14 protein-coding genes and 1 pseudogene are annotated in these 19,715 nt (G+C 43.7%); 1 reads left to right on the forward strand and 14 read right to left on the reverse strand.

Annotated features, from left to right (window positions below; translation table 11 throughout):
* Positions 1–360: 360 nt before the first annotated feature.
* From GC096_RS36165 to GC096_RS36220, 12 genes and pseudogenes are all read right to left on the reverse strand, one after another.
* Positions 361–849, reverse strand: a complete 489-nt coding sequence (locus tag GC096_RS36165) for an AAA family ATPase (RefSeq protein ID WP_171637770.1) — start codon at positions 847–849, stop codon at positions 361–363.
* Positions 850–1,020: 171 nt separating this feature from the next.
* Positions 1,021–1,277, reverse strand: a pseudogene (locus tag GC096_RS36170) (ATP-binding cassette domain-containing protein); the annotation flags it as partial.
* Between the two features lie 139 nt (positions 1,278–1,416).
* Entirely contained in the window at positions 1,417–1,536 is a 120-nt protein-coding gene (locus tag GC096_RS39625; protein WP_171637772.1) for a hypothetical protein, read from the reverse strand.
* 35 nt (positions 1,537–1,571) lie between these two features.
* Positions 1,572–2,423: a sugar phosphate isomerase/epimerase family protein gene (locus GC096_RS36180; protein WP_171637774.1), complete on the reverse strand. Its 852-nt coding sequence runs from the start codon at positions 2,421–2,423 to the stop codon at positions 1,572–1,574.
* Positions 2,424–2,471: 48 nt separating this feature from the next.
* Entirely contained in the window at positions 2,472–3,797 is a 1,326-nt protein-coding gene (locus tag GC096_RS36185; RefSeq protein WP_246303245.1) for a Gfo/Idh/MocA family protein, read from the reverse strand.
* Between the two features lie 174 nt (positions 3,798–3,971).
* Positions 3,972–5,486, reverse strand: a complete 1,515-nt coding sequence (locus GC096_RS36190; protein WP_171637783.1) for an extracellular solute-binding protein — start codon at positions 5,484–5,486, stop codon at positions 3,972–3,974.
* Between the two features lie 108 nt (positions 5,487–5,594).
* Complete coding sequence (locus tag GC096_RS36195; RefSeq protein WP_171637785.1) at positions 5,595–6,461, reverse strand: carbohydrate ABC transporter permease; 867 nt, start codon at positions 6,459–6,461, stop codon at positions 5,595–5,597.
* 27 nt (positions 6,462–6,488) lie between these two features.
* On the reverse strand, positions 6,489–7,442 hold the full coding sequence (locus GC096_RS36200; protein ID WP_171637787.1) for an ABC transporter permease: 954 nt from the start codon (positions 7,440–7,442) through the stop codon (positions 6,489–6,491).
* Between the two features lie 131 nt (positions 7,443–7,573).
* Positions 7,574–9,166, reverse strand: a complete 1,593-nt coding sequence (locus GC096_RS36205) for a response regulator (protein WP_171637789.1) — start codon at positions 9,164–9,166, stop codon at positions 7,574–7,576.
* An 18-nt stretch (positions 9,167–9,184) separates the two neighbouring features.
* Positions 9,185–10,933, reverse strand: coding sequence for a sensor histidine kinase (locus tag GC096_RS36210; protein ID WP_171637791.1), 1,749 nt, complete (start codon positions 10,931–10,933; stop codon positions 9,185–9,187).
* A 176-nt stretch (positions 10,934–11,109) separates the two neighbouring features.
* On the reverse strand, positions 11,110–11,862 hold the full coding sequence (locus GC096_RS36215) for a LamG-like jellyroll fold domain-containing protein (protein ID WP_171637792.1): 753 nt from the start codon (positions 11,860–11,862) through the stop codon (positions 11,110–11,112).
* Positions 11,863–11,922: 60 nt separating this feature from the next.
* Entirely contained in the window at positions 11,923–12,717 is a 795-nt protein-coding gene (locus GC096_RS36220) for a M55 family metallopeptidase (RefSeq protein WP_171637794.1), read from the reverse strand.
* Between the two features lie 156 nt (positions 12,718–12,873).
* Here GC096_RS36220 and GC096_RS36225 point away from each other — a divergent pair, with 156 nt between their 5' ends.
* The gene (locus GC096_RS36225; RefSeq protein WP_171637796.1) at positions 12,874–13,677 is read left to right on the forward strand and encodes a helix-turn-helix domain-containing protein; all 804 of its coding nucleotides are present in this window, start codon (positions 12,874–12,876) and stop codon (positions 13,675–13,677) included.
* Between the two features lie 14 nt (positions 13,678–13,691).
* Here GC096_RS36225 and GC096_RS36230 read toward each other — a convergent pair whose 3' ends face one another.
* Together GC096_RS36230 and GC096_RS36235 are read right to left on the reverse strand one after the other, a co-directional pair.
* Positions 13,692–16,472, reverse strand: a complete 2,781-nt coding sequence (locus GC096_RS36230; protein WP_171637798.1) for a hypothetical protein — start codon at positions 16,470–16,472, stop codon at positions 13,692–13,694.
* Between the two features lie 5 nt (positions 16,473–16,477).
* Entirely contained in the window at positions 16,478–19,540 is a 3,063-nt protein-coding gene (locus tag GC096_RS36235; RefSeq protein WP_171637800.1) for a right-handed parallel beta-helix repeat-containing protein, read from the reverse strand.
* Between the last annotated feature and the right edge of the window lie 175 nt (positions 19,541–19,715).

The following is a 19,715-nucleotide window of genomic DNA, read 5'->3' on the forward strand; positions in this document are numbered from 1 at the left end:
TTTGAAAATTCATTCTCAACAACTCTGAAAATTTTCTCAATAAATATGACACCACACAGAAAAATTGTGTGGTGTCATATTTATTGAGAATATTGAGGTCAAAAACGTTGATTTATCAAGGGAGAAATTCATAATTAATGAGACAATAATACTGATGAAGTTCATTTAAAGCGCATTTTTTCAGAATTATTGAGAATAACCTCCAGATGCTTTATACACTTTTTATGCAAGAAATGTATATCCTAACTTTAATCCTTTTGGGTTCCGTATGCATACACTTTTCAGAAAATAATAAAGGAACACGATAGCCCTATGGGTTCGTGTTCCTTTTTTGGAATCTATATTAATTTTTATTTATATTTAAGCAATCAGACTATAATGTATGCTTCTTCTATTAATGTTTGCTATATTCATAGATTCTATATGCGATTGAAACGGTAAAGTTCCCATGTATAGAACTTTTATATTGGTTTGATCCACAACCCGAGACAATAATGAAAAATGCTTCAGAATCAATCTATTTGATATTAATAGATTTTGTGAGTCATCGATTACTAGAATCAAGTATTGAGATATTGTTAATAATAGCTGAGCTTCCAATTCTAAGGTAGTTTTTCGTAGCGGATTAAGATCCATCTTTCGCAATAATGAAATGATAAACTCTTTTTCACTACCGCTACTAGGAACATTAGTTAGTACTGCTGAATTAATAATAGTTACTCTATTGATATCTTCACAAATATGCATTGCAAAAAGTGACTTACCAGTTCCAGAATATCCATCAACAAACATAAAATCTGCTGTGGAAGTATAAAAATTCTCAATTTCTGATCTTAAATTATTAAACATACTTCCCACTCCCAACACGAGTACCAGATATAATATAATTATTTCCATACATTAGAAATTATAAACATTGTTCGTTCGAATTAAATTAAAATAGACTGCATTCACTAAGGAAGAATAGTAATTGCAGTCTATCTATTTTCCTACATATACTTTTTTTGAAGGTTTTTCATTCTATACACTCTCCAACAACCACACATTCCGAAATCTTACAACCCACTTCGCCTGCTGCGCAACCGTATGATCATGCGTAATTAAAATAATCGTCTTACCCTGTTTATTCAATCTCTTAAATATCTCCATAATCTCAACGCCCGTCTTCGAATCCAAAGCGCCTGTTGGCTCATCCGCATAATAATCGCCGAATCTCCCGCCAATGTACGCGCTATCGCCACACGCTGCTGCTAGCCTCCAGATAATTCCATCGTCCTGCATATCCTGCAGCAATTGCTCGAATAGCGATTGCTTGCTCTTCCCAATATGCAGCCAGGTATGAGGAAGCCTAGGTATGCCTTCATTCACTGTAATCGGTGTGATAAGCGAGATCCAAATTTCGGATAAAGGCTTCTATTATTCGGAGACCGGCTTTGGAAGGAAATCAGTCGTGATGACTTCGAATTCTTTGTTATCCGTAACTTGCAGACTGTGCTCCATATCAGGAAGAATCAGGAAGACATCTCCTTTTCCCACCTTTAAGGATACTATTTATTTCGAATTAATGCGTCTTATGTCCTTGATAACATCGACTTCACAACTTCAAGATCATGAGCTAATCGTTCAGAAGGCGGGTAGGGAGCATGACATTCTAACGTGATCCAACCGTTATACTTGATATCGCGCAAAGCATCGAATAAGGGCTGATGATTCGCAGCACCTTCCCCCAATCGACATTGCAAGAAGGCTTCTTCACCACGGTGCGTCCTATTCGTGAATGTTCCAGGGGCTCCTATTTCCGCAATGCGCAACTCATCCTTCACATGCACATGAAACAGATCTCCGCCTAATTCTTCAATCGATTCTCTGCCATAATCCGTATCCGTAATGTACATATTCCCTGCATCATGGATCAATCCGACATTGTCATGCTGAATTAAGCTTAGCAGTTTCTGTGCGCTAGCTACCGTTTCGACGAGCGACTCATTATGAATCTCCAGAACGATACGGATGCCAAGCTTCGCCGCCTCTTCCCCACACTGCTTCAACCAATAGGCAGCTTTCACATAATGATATGCTTGGGCCATGAACGCATTCGGTCCACCTGGATGAACACGGATCATCGAGGCGCCCAATTCCTTCGCAATTAGCAATAGACGCTTGCAGTCCTCAAGAGATGCTTCACATTCTTTATCGCTTCCCGTGGAGAATCCTCCCATGTACCCAGCGAGTACAGGAATTTCTAGCTCTAGACTTTGTGCTAACGCACCAATTTCGCTTACACGCTCTGGACTTGCATCGGGTGCGATATGATGACCTCTTGCTGCGATTTCAATTCCGTCAAATCCTAGTTGCTTGGTTAAGCGCATTGCTTCTTGCATACTGTAGGCAGCGAATACACCGCTAAATGCTGCGAATTTCATCTTATATCCTCCTTGGTTGTCATTTCTTTCGAAATTACTATACATATTTCAAGCTTCTTCCAGCTTATCAAGCCCAACCCAAATGCCTTCATCCATGCCGCGATCCGCCCCGAAGCCTACTAAGTGTCCATAAATAGAATCTTCAATAGATGTCGTGGAAATAGATCCCCCTTCACCTTGCAAGACTCGGACGAAATCCCCCACTAGAAGTAAATCCCCTCCGCCATGCATCTCATCAGATATATCTAGTTGTATTCTCTCTTCATAATAATCCTGTCCATCGTGGAATCCTGGCTTACGAACAACGAAATAACCATCCTCCATTACGCCACGAATTTCCCCTTTGCGACCAATGATATGAACAGTACGGCATGGTTTAGCGGTATTGCCAACCAGATTATGGGTTGCCGTGGAGCCATCTTCGAATTTGATTGCGACTGATTGGTGATCGACAACTGTATTGTCACAATGCCATACACAACGTCCATACGGATTATCCGATTGCAATGATGCTAACATCTGTTGCTCCGTTGGTGATGGGCCTAGTTGCTCAATCCCTGCCCACGCATAATGTTGCCATTTCTTTTCTTCCACATATATCTTCTTGGCGGAATACACACAATCGGTTTCGATCGCACAATCAACCAAACAACGAGTACCAGAGCCTGCTGGCGCTTGTTCTTCTCTAAAATGCATAATCCCTCCCGTGCTTGTGACTCTTGTTGGTCTAATTCCACTCTTAAACCACGTGATTAAATCCATATCATGGCAGCATTTCGCCATGAGCATAGTTGAGCCAGAAGCTTCTTTGTTACTCCATTTGCCACGAACGAACGCCGTAGACATATGATGATAACTGACATGCTCGGCCGTTTGAATATTGAGAATATCTCCAATATCACCGCTAGCTATCCGCTTCCGAATCTCCTGATAGAACGGCGCATAACGCAATACATGACAGATCATAATCTTACGCTCATACTGCTTGGCCGCTATAAGGAGCTCAATAACTTCTTCTCGTGAAATCCCAATTGGTTTCTCTAAGAGAATATCATAGCCATGTGCGAGTAACGGCAAGCATGTTTCCACATGCAAGGCATCCATCGTCCCATTAATAACCGCGTCTGCTTGAATGTTCGCCGATAATAGTTCCGTAATGTAACTAAATCGATGCGTCAAAGGCACTTGATGTACATCACCTAGGCGATTCCGTCTAATCTCATTCGGATCTACGATGCCAACAATGTGTAATTGCTCTGGGTGAGTAAGTGCATATCCCGCATATTGACTTGCACGGCTGCCCGCACCTACCACGATAGCCTTAATTCTTCTCTTGGTATTTCCTATATCTTGCTGTGACTCTACCTGCATCATGATGATGTCGTACCTCCCATTTCTATCTCGATAAAGAGAAGGACTGCTCTTAGAAAGAGTTTCACTCACTTAATGTTCAGTGAGTGAATTCCTTAGTAAGGTCAGTCCACTAGTTTTCTTCTCCTTCGTCCAACAGCTCTTAGCGAGTTGGACGTTAAAAGAGAAGCCTATTCCTTATTTTTTCGTTGTGTACCAAGCATTCATAGCATCAATCGCTGCTTTACCACCGCGTGAATTGAACTCTGATACGAAAGCATCGAATTCATTCAAGCTTCTAGCACCCATGATAAATTTAACTACATTTTGGTTTTTAAAAGTAATAAGTTCAGTTAGCTTTTTGTCATAGTCATCGATAGAAGGCGCATAATACGTTTCTTCTTTCACTTGCACATTCTTCAATACCGGATTGTAGTATGGAATAAATCCCTTGGCTACAAGTCGATTCTGAGAGTTATCTTTGGTATCCATCAATTGGTATAGAATTCTCCAGCCAACAGCGGTGCTTTGTTCGATCGTCTGTGTAGGCTTGCCATTCTCAACTTTATAATCCGTACCTTCAATACCATAATCTTGTACTTTCATTGCTTCTGGAGAAGACATGTAGTTCAAGTATTCTGCTATACCTTCTGGATTTTTCGCACCTTTAGGAATGGTCATATATCGTGCAGTTACTACTTCTTGAATAATGCCTGATTTGCCTTTCGCGCCCACAGGTAATGTTGTATATTCTGTTACGGCAGTTGGTGCTTTGGTTTTCAAGGAATCTGCAATTGTTTTGGCATCCCACCACGTGATGTCTGCTGCTGCTGCTGTTCCAGCAATGATCTTTTCTTTCAGGTTCGCGGGCTTCGTCACTGCGAATTCTTTGTCGATTAGACCTTCATCATATAACTTCTTCATGAACGTTAAGTATTCTTTGTATTCTGGTTGTGTATATGAGAATTCTAGCTTGCCATTCTTCACAACTGTTCGTGTACTAACACCAAAAGATCCAGCTATGGAACCAGCAGTTGTATCGAAATCTTCTGGGCCTGCCCCTGCAAAGGTAAATGGCGTAATGCCTTTTTTCTCTTTAATCGTTTTGAATGCTTGATAGTATTCATCCATCGTTGTTGGTACTTTCAAATTCAATTCCTTCAATAGATCCGTACGTATTAATAAGCCCCTAGAAATCGGTGTCGTGTTCGGATATGGGAAGGCATAGAGTTTACCATTTACACGCCCTACATCCAATTCTTCTTTCGAAAGCAGTTTCGCATAATTAGGTACTTTCGCAAGTAAATCATCAAGAGGCAAGAACGCACCTTGTCCCGCAAGTTTAAAGAAATCTTCTTTGCTGCCAATTGGCAACAAATCAGGAACATCGCCAGATGCAAGAATCAAGGAAATTTTCTGTTTCGGGTCATCCTTTGGCAGTAATTCGATCGTCGCATTGTAGCCAGACTTCTCACGATGTAAAGCAATGATTGGGTTGTTATTAAGATCCATACCCGTTTTGTAGGTTTCTGCAGCGACATTATAACCCGCAACAATTTTCACATTTTTATTCTTTGGTGCAGCTGAAGCTGCTGCTGTTGAAGCAGTTGGTGATGTCGTTTCACTCGTTCCTTTATCACCTGATGAGCAACCAACGGCAAGTACAGATAAGGCTACAACAGATACAATGGCTTTGCTTCTCTTCTTAAACATTTAAACGACCTCCTCTAGTCTATTTACCTTTGGTTCTATAGTACGGGAATCCCCTTGAACCCACGATCAATGCGCACCATGACTTTGAATAATAAGGACACGTAAGAATTAACCCTTCACAGCGCCTACCAAGGCACCTTTGACGAAATACTTCTGTAAGAAAGGATAGATCAGAAGAATCGGTACGACGGCACAGATAATCGTTGCTGCACGAATGGATTCTGGTGATGTATTAAGGAGCGCTTCGATATCACCAACACTGACACTCGACTCATTCTGAATAATGGATTTCAGGTAGATCTGCAAAGGCATCAGATTGCGATCCGTGATGTACAGCATGGCACTAAAGAAATTGTTCCAATACCCTACAGCGTAGAACATCGTGATGGTTGCAATGGAAGACATCGATAGCGGCAGATAAATGGTAAATAGGATACGTGTATTCGATGCCCCATCCATTCGCGCTGATTCATCCAACGCATCCGGTATGCTCATGAAGAAGCTTCGCATCAAGATCAAGTTAAAGGGAGCTAATAGGCCCGGAATAATCATCGCCCACAGCGTATTCGTGAGTCCAATTGCTTTGACAACTAAATACGTAGGAATGATTCCTCCAGAGAAGAACATCGTCAGAACATAGAGGAAGAGGATGACCCTCTTCGCTGGAAACGACTGTTTCGACAGTGGATACGCCGAAAGCATCGTAATCAGTAAGCTAAGGAACGTTCCTACGACCGTAATAAACACAGAGTTGCCGAAGGTGGTGAGGAATTGTTTATTCTGTAAGACATAGTTAAATGAATTAAATTGCAAGCCTATTGGCCAGAAGGTTATGTCCTTCGCTAATACGTAGGCTTCAGAACTAAGTGCTTTGGCTAGTAAATGAATGAAGGGTAACAACATCGTTAGACTAAGTAAGGTTAGTAGCACATAATTTAATACACCAAATATTTTTTCACCGTTTGTTTGAATCATCGTGTATGCCTCCTATCTTCTAAACGTTTAGTAGACTCCTTCTTCTCCCATTCTCCGAGCTAACCAGTTAGCTGTTATGAGTAGAAGACATCCGATCACTGACTTGAATAATCCAGCAGCAGCTGTGAGACCGAACTCCATCTTGCCAAACGCGACTCGGAAGACATACGTATCAATAATATCTGCAACACCTAGGACAGCTGGATTGTACATGATGAGCACTTGCTCTAATCCGGCATCCAGAATATGGCCAATGCGCAGTAAGAGAATAACGATGATTGTGGATCGAATACCTGGTAGCATGATGTGCCAAACCTGTTTGAAGCGATTCGCACCATCAACAATGGAAGCTTGATATAATTCACTATTGATGCCAAGTATAGCGGCTAAGTAAATGATCGCTGCCCAGCCTGCTTCTTTCCATGACTCGGAGAAGACGAGAATCCAACGAAATTTACCCGTATCAGCCATGAAGTAGATAGGTTCTCCGCCTAACGCTTTGATGAAGGAATTGACAATACCCGATCCTGGGGAGAGAATGTCGATGAAAATCCCACCTACAACGACCCAAGAGATGAAATGAGGAATATAAGTAACCGTTTGCACCATCCGTTTGAAAAGCATGTTTCTCATTTCATTAATCAAGATCGCGAGTAAAATAGGTGCCGGGAAACCAATTCCAAGCTTCATGAAGCTGATGATTAACGTATTGCGAATGACTAGTGGGAATTCATTGTAAGCGAACAACGTCCTGAAATGTTCGAATCCGATCCATGGGCTATCCATGACACCTCGGATGATGTTATAGTCCTTGAATGCAATCACGATGCCATACATAGGCGTGTATCGGAATATGATCAGAAATACTAATCCCGGTACGGACATGAGATATAAATCCCAATGCTTGACCAACGATTTCCATACGCGTGAATTCGGTTTAGCCTTCTTGGCGGCGAGCTGCGTTGTGGCTGCTGTACGCATGGTGTGCCTCCTCTTACGTCTGATAAGTTGCTTTCTTTGATAGTCTTATCATACCTGTAAGAGATGAGGTTTCCTACGCTACTAGCATGACTTCATAGGCAACTTTCATGACATTATGAGGTTATCTGACGTCACTTATTCAATTCTCCTGGCTTCACGCCCCAATATTTCTGGAACGCTTTAGAAAAGTAATTGACATAATTAAAGCCTACCTGCTCCGCTGCTTCATAGACCTTGAGACCTTGCACGAGCAGCGCCTTGGCTCGCTCCATTCTTCGCTCTAGCAAATAGTCCGTGAACGACATTTTCATCTCTTCTTTAAATAAGCGACTTAGATAGGAAGCATTCATATATAACATTTCGGATATTTTGTACAAACTAATATCTTCCTGCAGATGCGTATCGATAAATTTCACAATATCCAGGATCGATTGCTTCGTACTGCTCTTGCGGCTTTCATTCACAAACTGACAAATACGACCGATCGTCCGTAGAACCCACTCTTGAATCTGTTCGCGGGTTCGTAGCTGCTTCAGACTTTCGAAATACGTATAGTCCTCACCTGTCACCTCTGTCAGCACCCACTGCCGAGCGTGTATGAACCGAGACAACATGCCACTGATATGAATCAGGAATTCACGTACCTCAAGAATACTCTCCGACGAGAAGACAGACTGGATCATGTGCCATGCCACTTGTTTTGCTTGCGCCTCATCACCCAGTTCGAAGAAGGTTTCTAGTTGTTTTTCCATTTCAGCTAGAGAATTCCATTGATTCATAGGTTTAGGAGCCTCACGAAAGGTGATCGCGATATTATGACCATAGATGAGTCTAGTTTGCAGTGCTTGCTTGGACTTCACATACGCGTCAGGTACTTGCTCCTTGGCAGTTACGATCGGACCAATCCCAGCACTTGCCGTAATTTTCAAGCAATCCTTCATCATCGCGATCACATCGGTAACCATATGGTTCACTCGTTGATAGAAAGCCATATGATCCTCTTCCAAGCTGCCGTTGAATAATACAATGGTCATGCCATTATCATCTTGGAACACCAAAGAGGAGGTTCCTTCCAAGCGTTCCTTCGCAATCGTGTTGAGGGAGAAGAGCAGCAGTGAGCGATCCGAGCGTAGGTAGCGTGTATCCTCATCCTGTAGCGGGTCCATATCCAGCAGAACAGGAATATATAGTTGCTCTGGCAGCTCAAGCATGAGCTCTTCACTCTTCTTCTCCAGCTCCCAGCTACTGTAACGGCCTAGTATCCAATTGCGGTAAAAGGCTTCCTTTAATCTCGGTAAATGTGTCTGCCATCGTTCTTGTAGGAGCGTATGGTTGTGCTTCTCAACTAGTTCTCTCTTTCTTAGCTCGGCAGCAGCCAAGATCGCTTCAAGAACACTTTCATTCGAAGCTGGCTTCAATACATACTTACTAACACCGTGTTCAATGCTCTCTCTCGCATAGTCAAATTCATCATGTCCGGTTAGTACAATAATTTTCGTAGCAGGGTGCTGCTCCTTCAATCTACGGGCTAGCTCCAAGCCATTCATGATAGGCATTCGAATATCGGTTAAGACAATATCCGTGCCTATTCTATCCACCAATTGAAGTGCTTCTTCCCCATTGCTCACCGCACCAATTAATTCAATGCCATACTGCTCCCAAGCAATTCCTTCTGCAATACGGTCCCTCAGACGCACCTCATCTTCTACAATTAACAGCTTCATCGTACAGTCTCACTCTCCCTAAAATTCTTGTTGGATGGGCAGAAGCATGGTGACCGTTGCCCCTTCTCCCCAGGTGCTAGCTATCATAAGCTGAGACTCAGCTCCATAGAATAACTTCATGCGAGATTTCACATTCTTCAGTGCAAAAAATTGTGAAGTAACGGAATCATCTTCGTTAATCAACAGATGAACATGATCACCTTCAATGCGATCTAACTGTTTCGTCAATTCCTGCAGGATCGTTTCTTGTAGACCGATGCCCGTATCTGCAATGACGATCTGAAGCATATGTGGCTCCACAATGGAAATACGAATGGCAAGACTGCCTTGGTGTGCAATATTCTCCAAGCCATGTACGATGGCATTCTCGATGAGTGGCTGCAATAAGAGCCTCAACAATTGTATGGATTTCGCCTCCGGCTCCATCTCAACGGTTACAGTGAAGCGATCGACTAATCTCATCTGCTGCACACGAATGTAGTACATCAGATGCTCAATCGTTTCCTCCATCGTGAATTGATCTCTGCCTTTCCCAAGGCTAACTCGAAAGAACTTGGCCAAATTCATGACCATCTCACTCACTTCATGAACCTCATGCTCTTCCGATATGGAATACATACAATCCAAGGTATTGTATAGAAAGTGTGGATTAATCTGCGACTGCAGCAAGCGGAATTGAGATTTAGCAAGTCGTAACTCCTTCTCGTAGCCATCTTCGATCAGTTGTTTCTGCTTACTTACCATTGTGTTAAAAGAATCCATGACATACCCTAGCTCATCCTTTCGTCGATGCTGTACATACGCCTTGAGGTTCCCGATAGAAAACTGACGCATTTGGGCCGTGAGACGAAACAAAGGTTTGGCGATCGCATTGTATACAAAGAATGACATTCCCAAAGCAAGTACGATGCTCATAGCCATGATGACATAGGTGAAATTACGAATTTGATAATTAGCAGCTAGGATTTCGGCTTCTTGCAGCTTAATCGTAAGTTCCCACCCACCTGCCATCGTACCTGAAGTCATCGTCAATAATTCAGTTTCATTAGCTGGTTCTTCCGCATACTGGAATAAGACCATACTCCCTTTGTAGTACAAGCCCATTTCGGTACTTGTAGAGGTAATCAGCGGCTTGACGATGGCAAACAGAGAAGCCTGATTAATCGCCGTAATTACGAGATCTTTATCGGAGTTGTTCAAATTATAGGGGTCCATGACACGAATAAAATAAATGCGATCCTTCTTCCAATATTTCTGCTCACGAACTACTTGATTCGAAGGTACATAGACAATCATGCCGCCATTTTCTCTGATTGCATCCTTGTACCAAGCTTGTTCATACACATTGTCAAAATGAACAATACCTGCTTCGGAAGACAGCATGTTGCCCGTTCTTCCACTCAGCATGGAAATTTCTTGCACGGATCTATTCACATTTAATAAGGTCGTCAGCTGTTGCTGCACACCGTGTAGCTCATATAAATTTTCTGTCGATATCTCCTGCGTGAAATGACTGATCACTTCAATGATGCCCTTATCCGTACTAACTAAGTAAGACATTTGCCCCAAATTACTAACCACGAGGTCCAAATACCCAACGGAAGAGTGAATGGAGGCTTGTACTCTGTCACTAATTTGCTGCTTCAGGATACGCTGTGACATCTGATTGCTGAATAAACTAACACACACAAGCGGTATGAGAATACAAAGAAATATGGTTGTTATTTTCAGTTGAATGGACTGTTGAAATTTGTTTGGAAACCGCATGTTGCTATCCAACCCGCCTCTCTATAATTGACACCTATCCCCTTCATCATAGCCTAGAATAGTATGAAAGACTATCCCTTCCAAGCTTACCAGAATCGTCTAAATTGAACAGAAAGATCAACAGGTTCTCGCCTGTTGACCTCTCTACTGCGTTGTGATCTATGAATCAACGATGATTAGCGATGACTAAGGATCGCAATCTCTTCCTGTGTAAGCGCCCGATTAAATACAGCTAATCCGCCTAATAGACCCGTATAGAAATTCCCGATTTCTTCCGAACGATGTACAGCCCCAACTGTGAAATCAGACCCGTTCTGCCCACCATCATAGAGCTCCTCCCCGTAATAGAAAGGGTTATAGGTCTCGCGTTGATCCAATTTACCATCCAAATACGAGATAGCTTCCTTACCATTATAGGTAAAACCGACAACATGCCACTCTTCACGATTCACTTCTGTTGCCCCAAGTGACGACGTCATACAATACGTATAACCTTCTGTTGGGCCACCGCCTGCGGAGACATGACCACCTACTTGCTCATAGCTATCCCAGATCCGTAGGTTAAGAAATAGAGCATACTGCCGCTTCGAATCGGTCTCATCCCACATGCCAGCGATAGCTTGGCAATGCTGATAATCATTCTTTTCCCGTTTAATCCACGCCAGAATAGTTAAATTTGAACGAGATCCATGGAAATTGAGCTCGGGACACATCTCACGCGGGGTCATGAACCAATCTCCAAAGTTCAGACGCGCCGCATAGGGACCGAATATCCCATCTTCTTCTCGATGGACAAGACGCGCACCCTCTTGCAACACATATGCGTTAGGTCCTTTCGCAATTCGCTTTTCTCCCGCTCCTTCTTGAAAATCCCAAAAAGCTACTAAACTAGGTTGTGCTAAAATCACATTCGTTTGTTGACTACTCATGACGTGATATCCCTCTTTCATTCTAATAGTTATCAATCCGAATTCTTATGCAGATCCGTATTACAATGCTCGACATAGCAGGCTTGTTAGATCATCGTCCATCACACGAATGGTTAATCCATCTAGCCTGATTGCTTGTTTACCGTCACAATATTTAGCGTCAGCCAAATCTGTACTCATATATTGGACTTGAAGCTCATAGGGACCCGACTGGATGAATGGTCTGTAACTGTCTCTATGCTTAAGCGCTTCGGCAATGGTCACTCTGAGTTCCTCATGCACCTTCACAGGTGACTTTAGGATAGCACTATGGCGTCCTAACCCTACTTTCGTTGCATAGGTTGTCACTTCTTCCAACTCGTTAGCTGCCTCCTTACAGGTCGCTTCATCCCCTGTTACCAGAAGGACAGGCACACCGTACGTACCAAGCAGCAAGCTATCTAAGCCGATCTCTCCAATCGGACGACCATTCAGCTTGAGCGAAGTGAAATGACGGCTCGAATAACTATGGTCGCGAACGGCTCGTTCTACCCCCGCCATCGTATGATAGCCGATCAATAGTGCGCCATCAAATGTGTGATCTAGGCCGGGAAAGCGTTCTTGGAACAGTGTCCCCCCCATGACATAAGATGCGCCCGGGTGTAATCTCTCTGGTATGAAATTAACACCACTTGCATGAATATCACGAACGATAATTTCTCTGACCCCTTCTTGAAGCAAGGACTCCACAACCGCATTCACTTCATTCGTCAGCAGTCGTCTGCCTTCTTCGTACATCGCTTCGCCCTTCATCAGTTGCGTGGGATGTACAATACCACTAATTCCTTCCATATCCACACAGACATATATTTTCATCTTGGATACTCCCCTCCACACTCACTTTATTTTCAACAGGGGCTTGATTTCTCAATAAGATTTTGTGATATTTATGTTACCGAAAACCGTTCCACTTGCACATGCACATCTTCCATGATTTCATATACTTTTTTGCATACAAGGAGGTAGGAGCACTTGAATGGGAAACTACTAATTGCAACACACTTGCTACGCCACTATATCATTGGTCCCCATCGGCACCTTGTCGTCCCTATTGGCAGTTACCCCAATTGGAGTCTTATGTATGCAGAAGAAGGTTCTTATCAATTCGGTGTTGGCAACCAGTCTGATGGGGAGGCTGGACCTGGTGACATCATCTTAATTCCGCCCAATATGGCGTTTCGACGTAAATCACTTACACCCGTTTCCGCACATTTCTTCGTATTCAAATGGTTCGATGGACAAGGTGAAGAAATCGTCTCGCTGGATGAAACAGATTTCCCTTATGGCAAGGTCTCCATTCGTGACTTGAATCGCTTATCCACAACATGCGGACATTTGCGTGCTGTTGGTGAAGTGGTTCAAGGCAATAGCAATGACTTCGCCAACCATATGTTGCAAGATATGCTCTATCTTTATCGACAAGAAGTAACTTCAGTCCAACGTTCATTGTCCAAAGATCAGCTTATCCATGAAGCTGCTAAACATATCCGCAATCAAGCACATACCCCCATTTCCATTCAGCAATTAGCTGCCTCCGTTGGCTTAAGCCAGTCTCGCTTCACACGTCGTTTCAACGCTTCTCTTGGCATGCTTCCCAGCGAGTACTTAACGCGTATTCGACTTCAGATCGCACGAGATTTGTTAATTGATACGGATAAAAAAATGGAAGAAATCGCCGAGCTTTGCGGCTATCAGAACGGCTTCTACTTCAGCCGTGTGTTCACCAAAATCATGCAAATAAGCCCTTCGGAATACCGAAGGACTTATCGCTTCTAACTTTTGATTATTCCTTAATTCGGTCCTAGGTACGTGACCTCAAAATCATCGATATCGACGACACCAGCTCCTGATAGTATACCTGTCCCCACCTTGATGGGCTGAACAGGTGTTTGTATTACCTCGAAAGGTAAGGTAATCGACGTGTAGGACGTAGTAGGGTTCGCCTTCGTCAATTCTTGCACCGGTACATCCGCATTCGGGTTATTGACGAATACATATGGCTTTACAACCGCCGCATTACCTGAAACTAACTTAACGAAAGCTTTAATTTGATAGCGACCAGGCTGTGTAATTTCTGTTACCTGATCCATATTCACCTTATTTCCGCTGGATGTGAATTCCATCGCATAACTGCCGCTACGCTTGGACGTGCTCACAGCAATATTGCCATTCGCATCGAAGTCGGTTTCATGGTACGTCCAAAAATCTTGACCGACACCGTCCGGATCCGCACCGACGTCGCCAAGTGGGCTCTCAAATCCGCCATTATAGATCAAGTCAGCAATCGTGGATGTCGTCTGTGCGTTCGTGATCACTAGCGGAGCCGCACTGATGACATACACAACACCCTTCACCTTAAATTGTGAGATACCGTTAACAGTCGTAACAGCAACTGGCTTACCGAACATATCTGTCACTTCTGACGGTGTCCCCGTTACCGTAACCTCGTATTCCCCTGTTTTGGAGCCAAGGATACTTAATGTCTGGTCATCCGTCCGTTTGAATTGATGCTTGACTGTAAACTTGGTGTCGTTCGGGAACGTGTACACACCCTCGAAACTCTCTGCTTTACGAAGATTATTCTGCAGGACTCCAACAACCGAATAATCGATCGTTGGTGATAAGGTGTGTCGGTTAATGAAGAGCGAATACTCACTGAACAAATAGAATCGCTCAAATCCTTTCTCCAGAAACTGAATTGGATATTCAATTAATTTATAGAGTCGATCGAATTGGAAGCTTTCAAACAAAGGACCGTATTCCGTCATCCAATACTTTCCTTCAGGTCTGGTCGCTTGATACTGGTTTAAGACAGACTGTGTATGCGCACTCCCTATGCCTTGATACCCATGTACATTTAAAATATCATACGTGGACCCCGCTGGAATTGACGCCGCTTGCAATGGCGTTGAAAGATTCGAAGACGTGTTATCCGAGAATCCACTCGTTAATACAAGGCTATCCGGATCAGCTTCTTTCGCTTTCTGGTAAGCAACATTCAGCATTTCCAAGTAATCCGCTGTTGTTCCAGAGAAGGCTGCAGGATTATTCGGCGGTTGGAAATTCACTTCATTCCATATTTCCCAGTGTTTGATATCATTCTTATACCTATTTACGATTTGATAAACGTAATTGCCCCACTCTTCCATACTTCTCGGCTTCCATCGATCGGGACGTAAACTTCCTTTCCCTGAATCTTTGTTCAAAATTTCAATCGCAGGGAGATTCGGATCTGCCGCCCAAGTAGGTGGATACCCTAGCACGGGTAATATGTCCAAACCAGCTGCCTTCATGTTCGCTACATATTGATCCGAATCCGACCAATCGAATACGCCTGGTACTGTCTCTATATTAAACCAAGTGAATGGTTCGCCCTCGCCCCAAGATCTGGCGGATTTAATATCCAACTTATTAATAATAGATGGATCTATTTCTTGCAAGTGATGGAAGCCTAAGTAGTTCTCCAACTTTCCATCTGGAATGGCGGCATTATCTGGTGGAACGACTACAATTGAAGAATCTTTGGTGAAGGTCGATCCTCCAACCTCGTGCCATGTCGTCGTCAATTTGTAGAATCCATGCAGATTCAATTCTGACAGTGGCAGCTCCTCAATATGATATTTACGATCCGCTGCAACCGTTATTGGAAACTGTTTGGTTATAACAATGTCATCTGACTCATTCTTAGCCGTGACCTCTACTTCATAATATCGCGGTATGTCGCCATAATTGACAGTTACGAAGGGAAGCTTCACGTCCTGCCCTTGCACATAGGTTTGTGTGTCTTCTCTTAACGCAGGCAATATGCTGGAATAGTTCGTGTTCTTCTGCCAATTCGTCAACACACGCTTTATTGTTTTTAGCTGATTATTCACGAGGAGACTCGTATCAGAGTCCGCTGTGAACGAGGCTGCAGGTGAACTCACTAATTCACTTGCTGTGCGTTCACGCGTTGAAATTTTCACTTGTTCTGGGTAGTACGGATTCTGATCCTCAATTGTAAACATATACGGCATCACAGCATCCGAGTATGGTGCAGTAAACGGTGCATTTGCTTTCAATACCCCATTGATATAGATGCGCAATTCCGAGCCCCATGAGACCGCAATATTCATCTTCTCACCCACGGTGTAATTGAAATCTACATAATTCACGGAGCTATTCGTTGCTTGATCCGTTCTCATGCTGAATATAAGACCTTTCGGCACTGCTGGAACACCAGCAACCGAAGAGGCCGCCTGCGGCATGTAGAGAGCCATCAACGTATTGCTCGACGTACCAATAAGCTTCGTTGGGGCAGAAGTAAATAAGAAGTCCCATGTACCACCCGTCTGGTCATGCGGCTTACTCATATTCACAGTGAACTCCATCGTTCCTTGATCTTGACGAATAACGCCAGGCATGAAATATCGAAAGAAACCATTCCCAGATTGATTGGAGAAATATTGGTGCACATTGAGTTCATTGGTTGCGAATACCGCTTGAGGCAGCCCGCATACCGAAAGTGTCAGTGTTACTGCCAAAATGAGCTTCATCCATGCGTATCTTCTTGACTTTTTATATGCACTCATACGGTTTACCTCCTAGATAATACGCGCTGTGTAATGAAAGCCAGATCGATCAAGTTGACCACGTCATCTTGGTTGACATCTGCGATTCGAGCTTGTGCCCAGTTCGCGCTCGTCTTCGATTTCCACATGTATTTGAGAGCTATCTGAATATCTCCCGCATCATAACCAGGCTTGGTGTCGTGATTAAGATCGCCCGTAGTTGACGTAATGCGGTAGCTTTCGAACAATTGAATCGCTGCTTGAAGTTCCTCTGTTGCATGATCAACCATAGTCTGTATAGCCACTAGATTCGCAGCAACAGATTGTGCCTGTATGATGCTCGTATTGAAGGTAGTTTTCCATTTGTTCAAGGAGCCAGGGAAGAAGTTGCCATTCGCAATTCCTTCTCGTGCCGTATTCTTAATCGTCATCGCACTAGTAATGAGGGCTTGCAGCTCATCATAATGGACAACAATAACTTCTGGCACCGGTACAACCTCAAAGTTCACTTGGCTGACTAGATATGCAGCGTTGGTCACGGTTAATTGATAGCTTCCTGGCTGCGTTATTGTCGTCCCAGAAATGGCATAAAGATCGACAATCGTTGGTTTTGTTTTCACAATAACTGTCGTTTGCTCCGTACCCGCACTTTCAATCAGCTCAATCACTTCACCAATCTGTGCTGTCGGTGAATACGATGTGCTTTCGCGTGTATAGATCGTTCTTGTTTGTTGAATGGTTTCCGTTATGAATTGTGTCAATACGCCAACACCTTCATTAAATAATGGTGTTACACTACCGACATATGTGGCTCCATTCGCAACACCCGTAATCACAGGTGGCGTGCTATCAATCGTGAACATGATCGTGGTCGGCAGTGTGTAAGGAGCCGTCACACTAAGGACATACACGCCATCAAGTGAGACCGGAGTCCCTGTTGTATAGGCAGTTGGTTCTCCACCATTGCGTGTTAAGGTTGCACTTCCCACAGCAAATGTAGGTGTAACAGCCACACTATAGCTCTGACCAATCTCGACATTTGCGACCGGAATTAAGAGATATGTCATGTTGAAATGAACAGTAGTCACATTATAGGCTGCATCCGTCACGGTAACGGCATAATTGCCTTCATCACCAAACGAGGTGCCAGTAGTGAATGGCATTGTTACTCCGCCATCGCGTGATACTACACCCGTTTCTTCATTGTAGGTAACTGTTACAACGGAATGATATGTCTCCCCATCTGTTACTCCCGAAATGATAGGTGCAATCGTATCTACAGCTTGAAGAGTCTGACTTTCGTAGGCTCCGATATCTGTTCCATAGCCGAATGGCACTGTATAACCATCCATATCCGTTGCAACACTAGTGATCGTTCCTGTATCTACGGCTGCTGATCCAACACCCAGATGATAATCCGCTCCCGCAGCGTTCACGAACAGAGGATCACCCGTTACAGAATGGGTATCTTTGTTCCTTGCTGACGAGAAATACGTGGAACCTGCACCAACGATATGCGAAGCATTGTAGATCGTAACGGAGGAGCCTTCACGGGAATATACACCACCGCCCGAATCAGGACGTAGCAAGTTATAATCGGAGGTGAAATTCGATACGCTTACCCCTGGCTCGAACTCGTAGGTAAGTGCATAATCCCCTATGCTCCCTGCGATCAGATTGTTGATCACAGACATGTTATCGAAGGCCGCACTAGCACCTGGGATCGTTCCAGTACCATGCGCTTTCACATAAATACCTGCTTCGCGGTTGGTACTGCTATGGAAATTCGCGTTTGTAATGGTGTTATGGAGAATCTGTGTTCCACTGATCTTCCCTTTGCTATTGTTCAGATAGATACCGGAATTATACTGATTCACTTCCGTCATCTTCCCTGCATCAAAGATTACATTACCTATAATATTTGTGTTCAGAGCGTCGGCATTAGCAGTAAATACAGCAATTCCTCCGCGCCAAACATCATGAATCCGGTTATTCAAGATCTGTGTTTCGCTCGTGGATTCCACATGAATACCTGTACTGTACATTAGCCCTGTGGAAGTCGAACCCAACTTTCCTTTATACCAATCCTTACCGATATGCTCGATGTCATTATGTGATAATGTATTGTGTGTCGAGCGCGCTTGTCCGGAATCTGCCCCGACATAAATACCTACCAAATTCCCATCATCCGATGGCAGTTGGCCAATATGGGCGATATGATTACCATCTATCACATTATTATCTGCGCCATTCTCAATGACAACGCCGGAGTAGCCAGCATCTGTGATTTCATTCGATAATAGGCTATTGTTATCTGCATTGAATATCCTTACACCGTAGCGTCCAGCCCCACGAATCGTGTTATTCTTAAGAACAACATTCGAGCTGTTATTGAAGATCAACACGCTATAACTATATCCGCTGCGAAGCTCCAAATCGGATACTTCAATGTTGCTTTTGCCATTGGAACCGAACGCATACGAACCACTGAACGTAGATATTTCTACCGTGTGATCACTCGGTGTTCCTGAAGATGGCTTATAGTAAATACTGGATGTTGCAGCGTCCCACACCCAGCTTCCCGGGGTTAGCGAGCCCTTCACCTGACCTGGTAGCGCTTGCAAATATCCATTGCCAGGAAGTCGAATACCATCCTCCATGATCGATGCAAGGGAATTATTCCCAGATGGATACCCTGATTTAGCATACTCACCATTCGCATCCGGACCGATCCAGCCCGTTTCAAGAATTGCACCGCTTATTATCGGCTTTGCACCTTCCCCATAAGCGCCAATTCGAATAGGGTTGCCTTCTGCCCCTGAACTAGCAAGCTGCAAGGTTTTGCCATACCAGCTCTGTCCACGCTTAAACAAGACGGAATCACCTGGTTGAAGCACAGCGGCCCTCACCTTCGTTATCGTTCGCCAAGCACTTCCTTCGCTTGTTCCTAAATTTGCGTCATTACCTCCATTCGCATCCACATAATAGGTCACGCCTGACGCTTGAACTTGCTGTGTTACCCAGACAGCCTGTAACAACAATGTAAACATCATGACCATTGCCAATTTACGTAACCCTAATCTTGTCATTCACAACTCCCCATCCTTATCAGTGTGATCTTGCCCTTTTACTTTAGCCGAGGGGAAGTTTGAAGAACATGCCTTTTCTCATTGCATTTATATACTTTATTGTTCAGCTTGCATCCAATTCGCAATAAAAAATGCACGACCCCGACAAAGGTATGCCGTAGTCATGAATCAAATT

Source organism: Paenibacillus plantarum (assembly GCF_013141695.1).
In the GTDB taxonomy this organism is placed as follows: domain Bacteria; phylum Bacillota; class Bacilli; order Paenibacillales; family NBRC-103111; genus Paenibacillus_E; species Paenibacillus_E plantarum.

Coding starts and splice junctions, on each gene's coding strand:
- GC096_RS36205 (WP_171637789.1), bottom strand. CDS start 9,166: ATGAAGCTGTTAATTGTAGAAGATGAGGTGCGTCTGAGGGACCGTATT.
- GC096_RS36165 (WP_171637770.1), bottom strand. CDS start 849: ATGTTTAATAATTTAAGATCAGAAATTGAGAATTTTTATACTTCCACA.
- GC096_RS36215 (WP_171637792.1), bottom strand. CDS start 11,862: ATGAGTAGTCAACAAACGAATGTGATTTTAGCACAACCTAGTTTAGTA.
- GC096_RS36195 (WP_171637785.1), bottom strand. CDS start 6,461: ATGATTCAAACAAACGGTGAAAAAATATTTGGTGTATTAAATTATGTG.
- GC096_RS36235 (WP_171637800.1), bottom strand. CDS start 19,540: ATGACAAGATTAGGGTTACGTAAATTGGCAATGGTCATGATGTTTACA.
- GC096_RS36190 (WP_171637783.1), bottom strand. CDS start 5,486: ATGTTTAAGAAGAGAAGCAAAGCCATTGTATCTGTTGTAGCCTTATCT.
- GC096_RS36185 (WP_246303245.1), bottom strand. CDS start 3,797: ATGATGCAGGTAGAGTCACAGCAAGATATAGGAAATACCAAGAGAAGA.
- GC096_RS36180 (WP_171637774.1), bottom strand. CDS start 2,423: ATGAAATTCGCAGCATTTAGCGGTGTATTCGCTGCCTACAGTATGCAA.
- GC096_RS36220 (WP_171637794.1), bottom strand. CDS start 12,717: ATGAAAATATATGTCTGTGTGGATATGGAAGGAATTAGTGGTATTGTA.
- GC096_RS36210 (WP_171637791.1), bottom strand. CDS start 10,933: ATGCGGTTTCCAAACAAATTTCAACAGTCCATTCAACTGAAAATAACA.
- GC096_RS36230 (WP_171637798.1), bottom strand. CDS start 16,472: ATGAGTGCATATAAAAAGTCAAGAAGATACGCATGGATGAAGCTCATT.
- GC096_RS36200 (WP_171637787.1), bottom strand. CDS start 7,442: ATGCGTACAGCAGCCACAACGCAGCTCGCCGCCAAGAAGGCTAAACCG.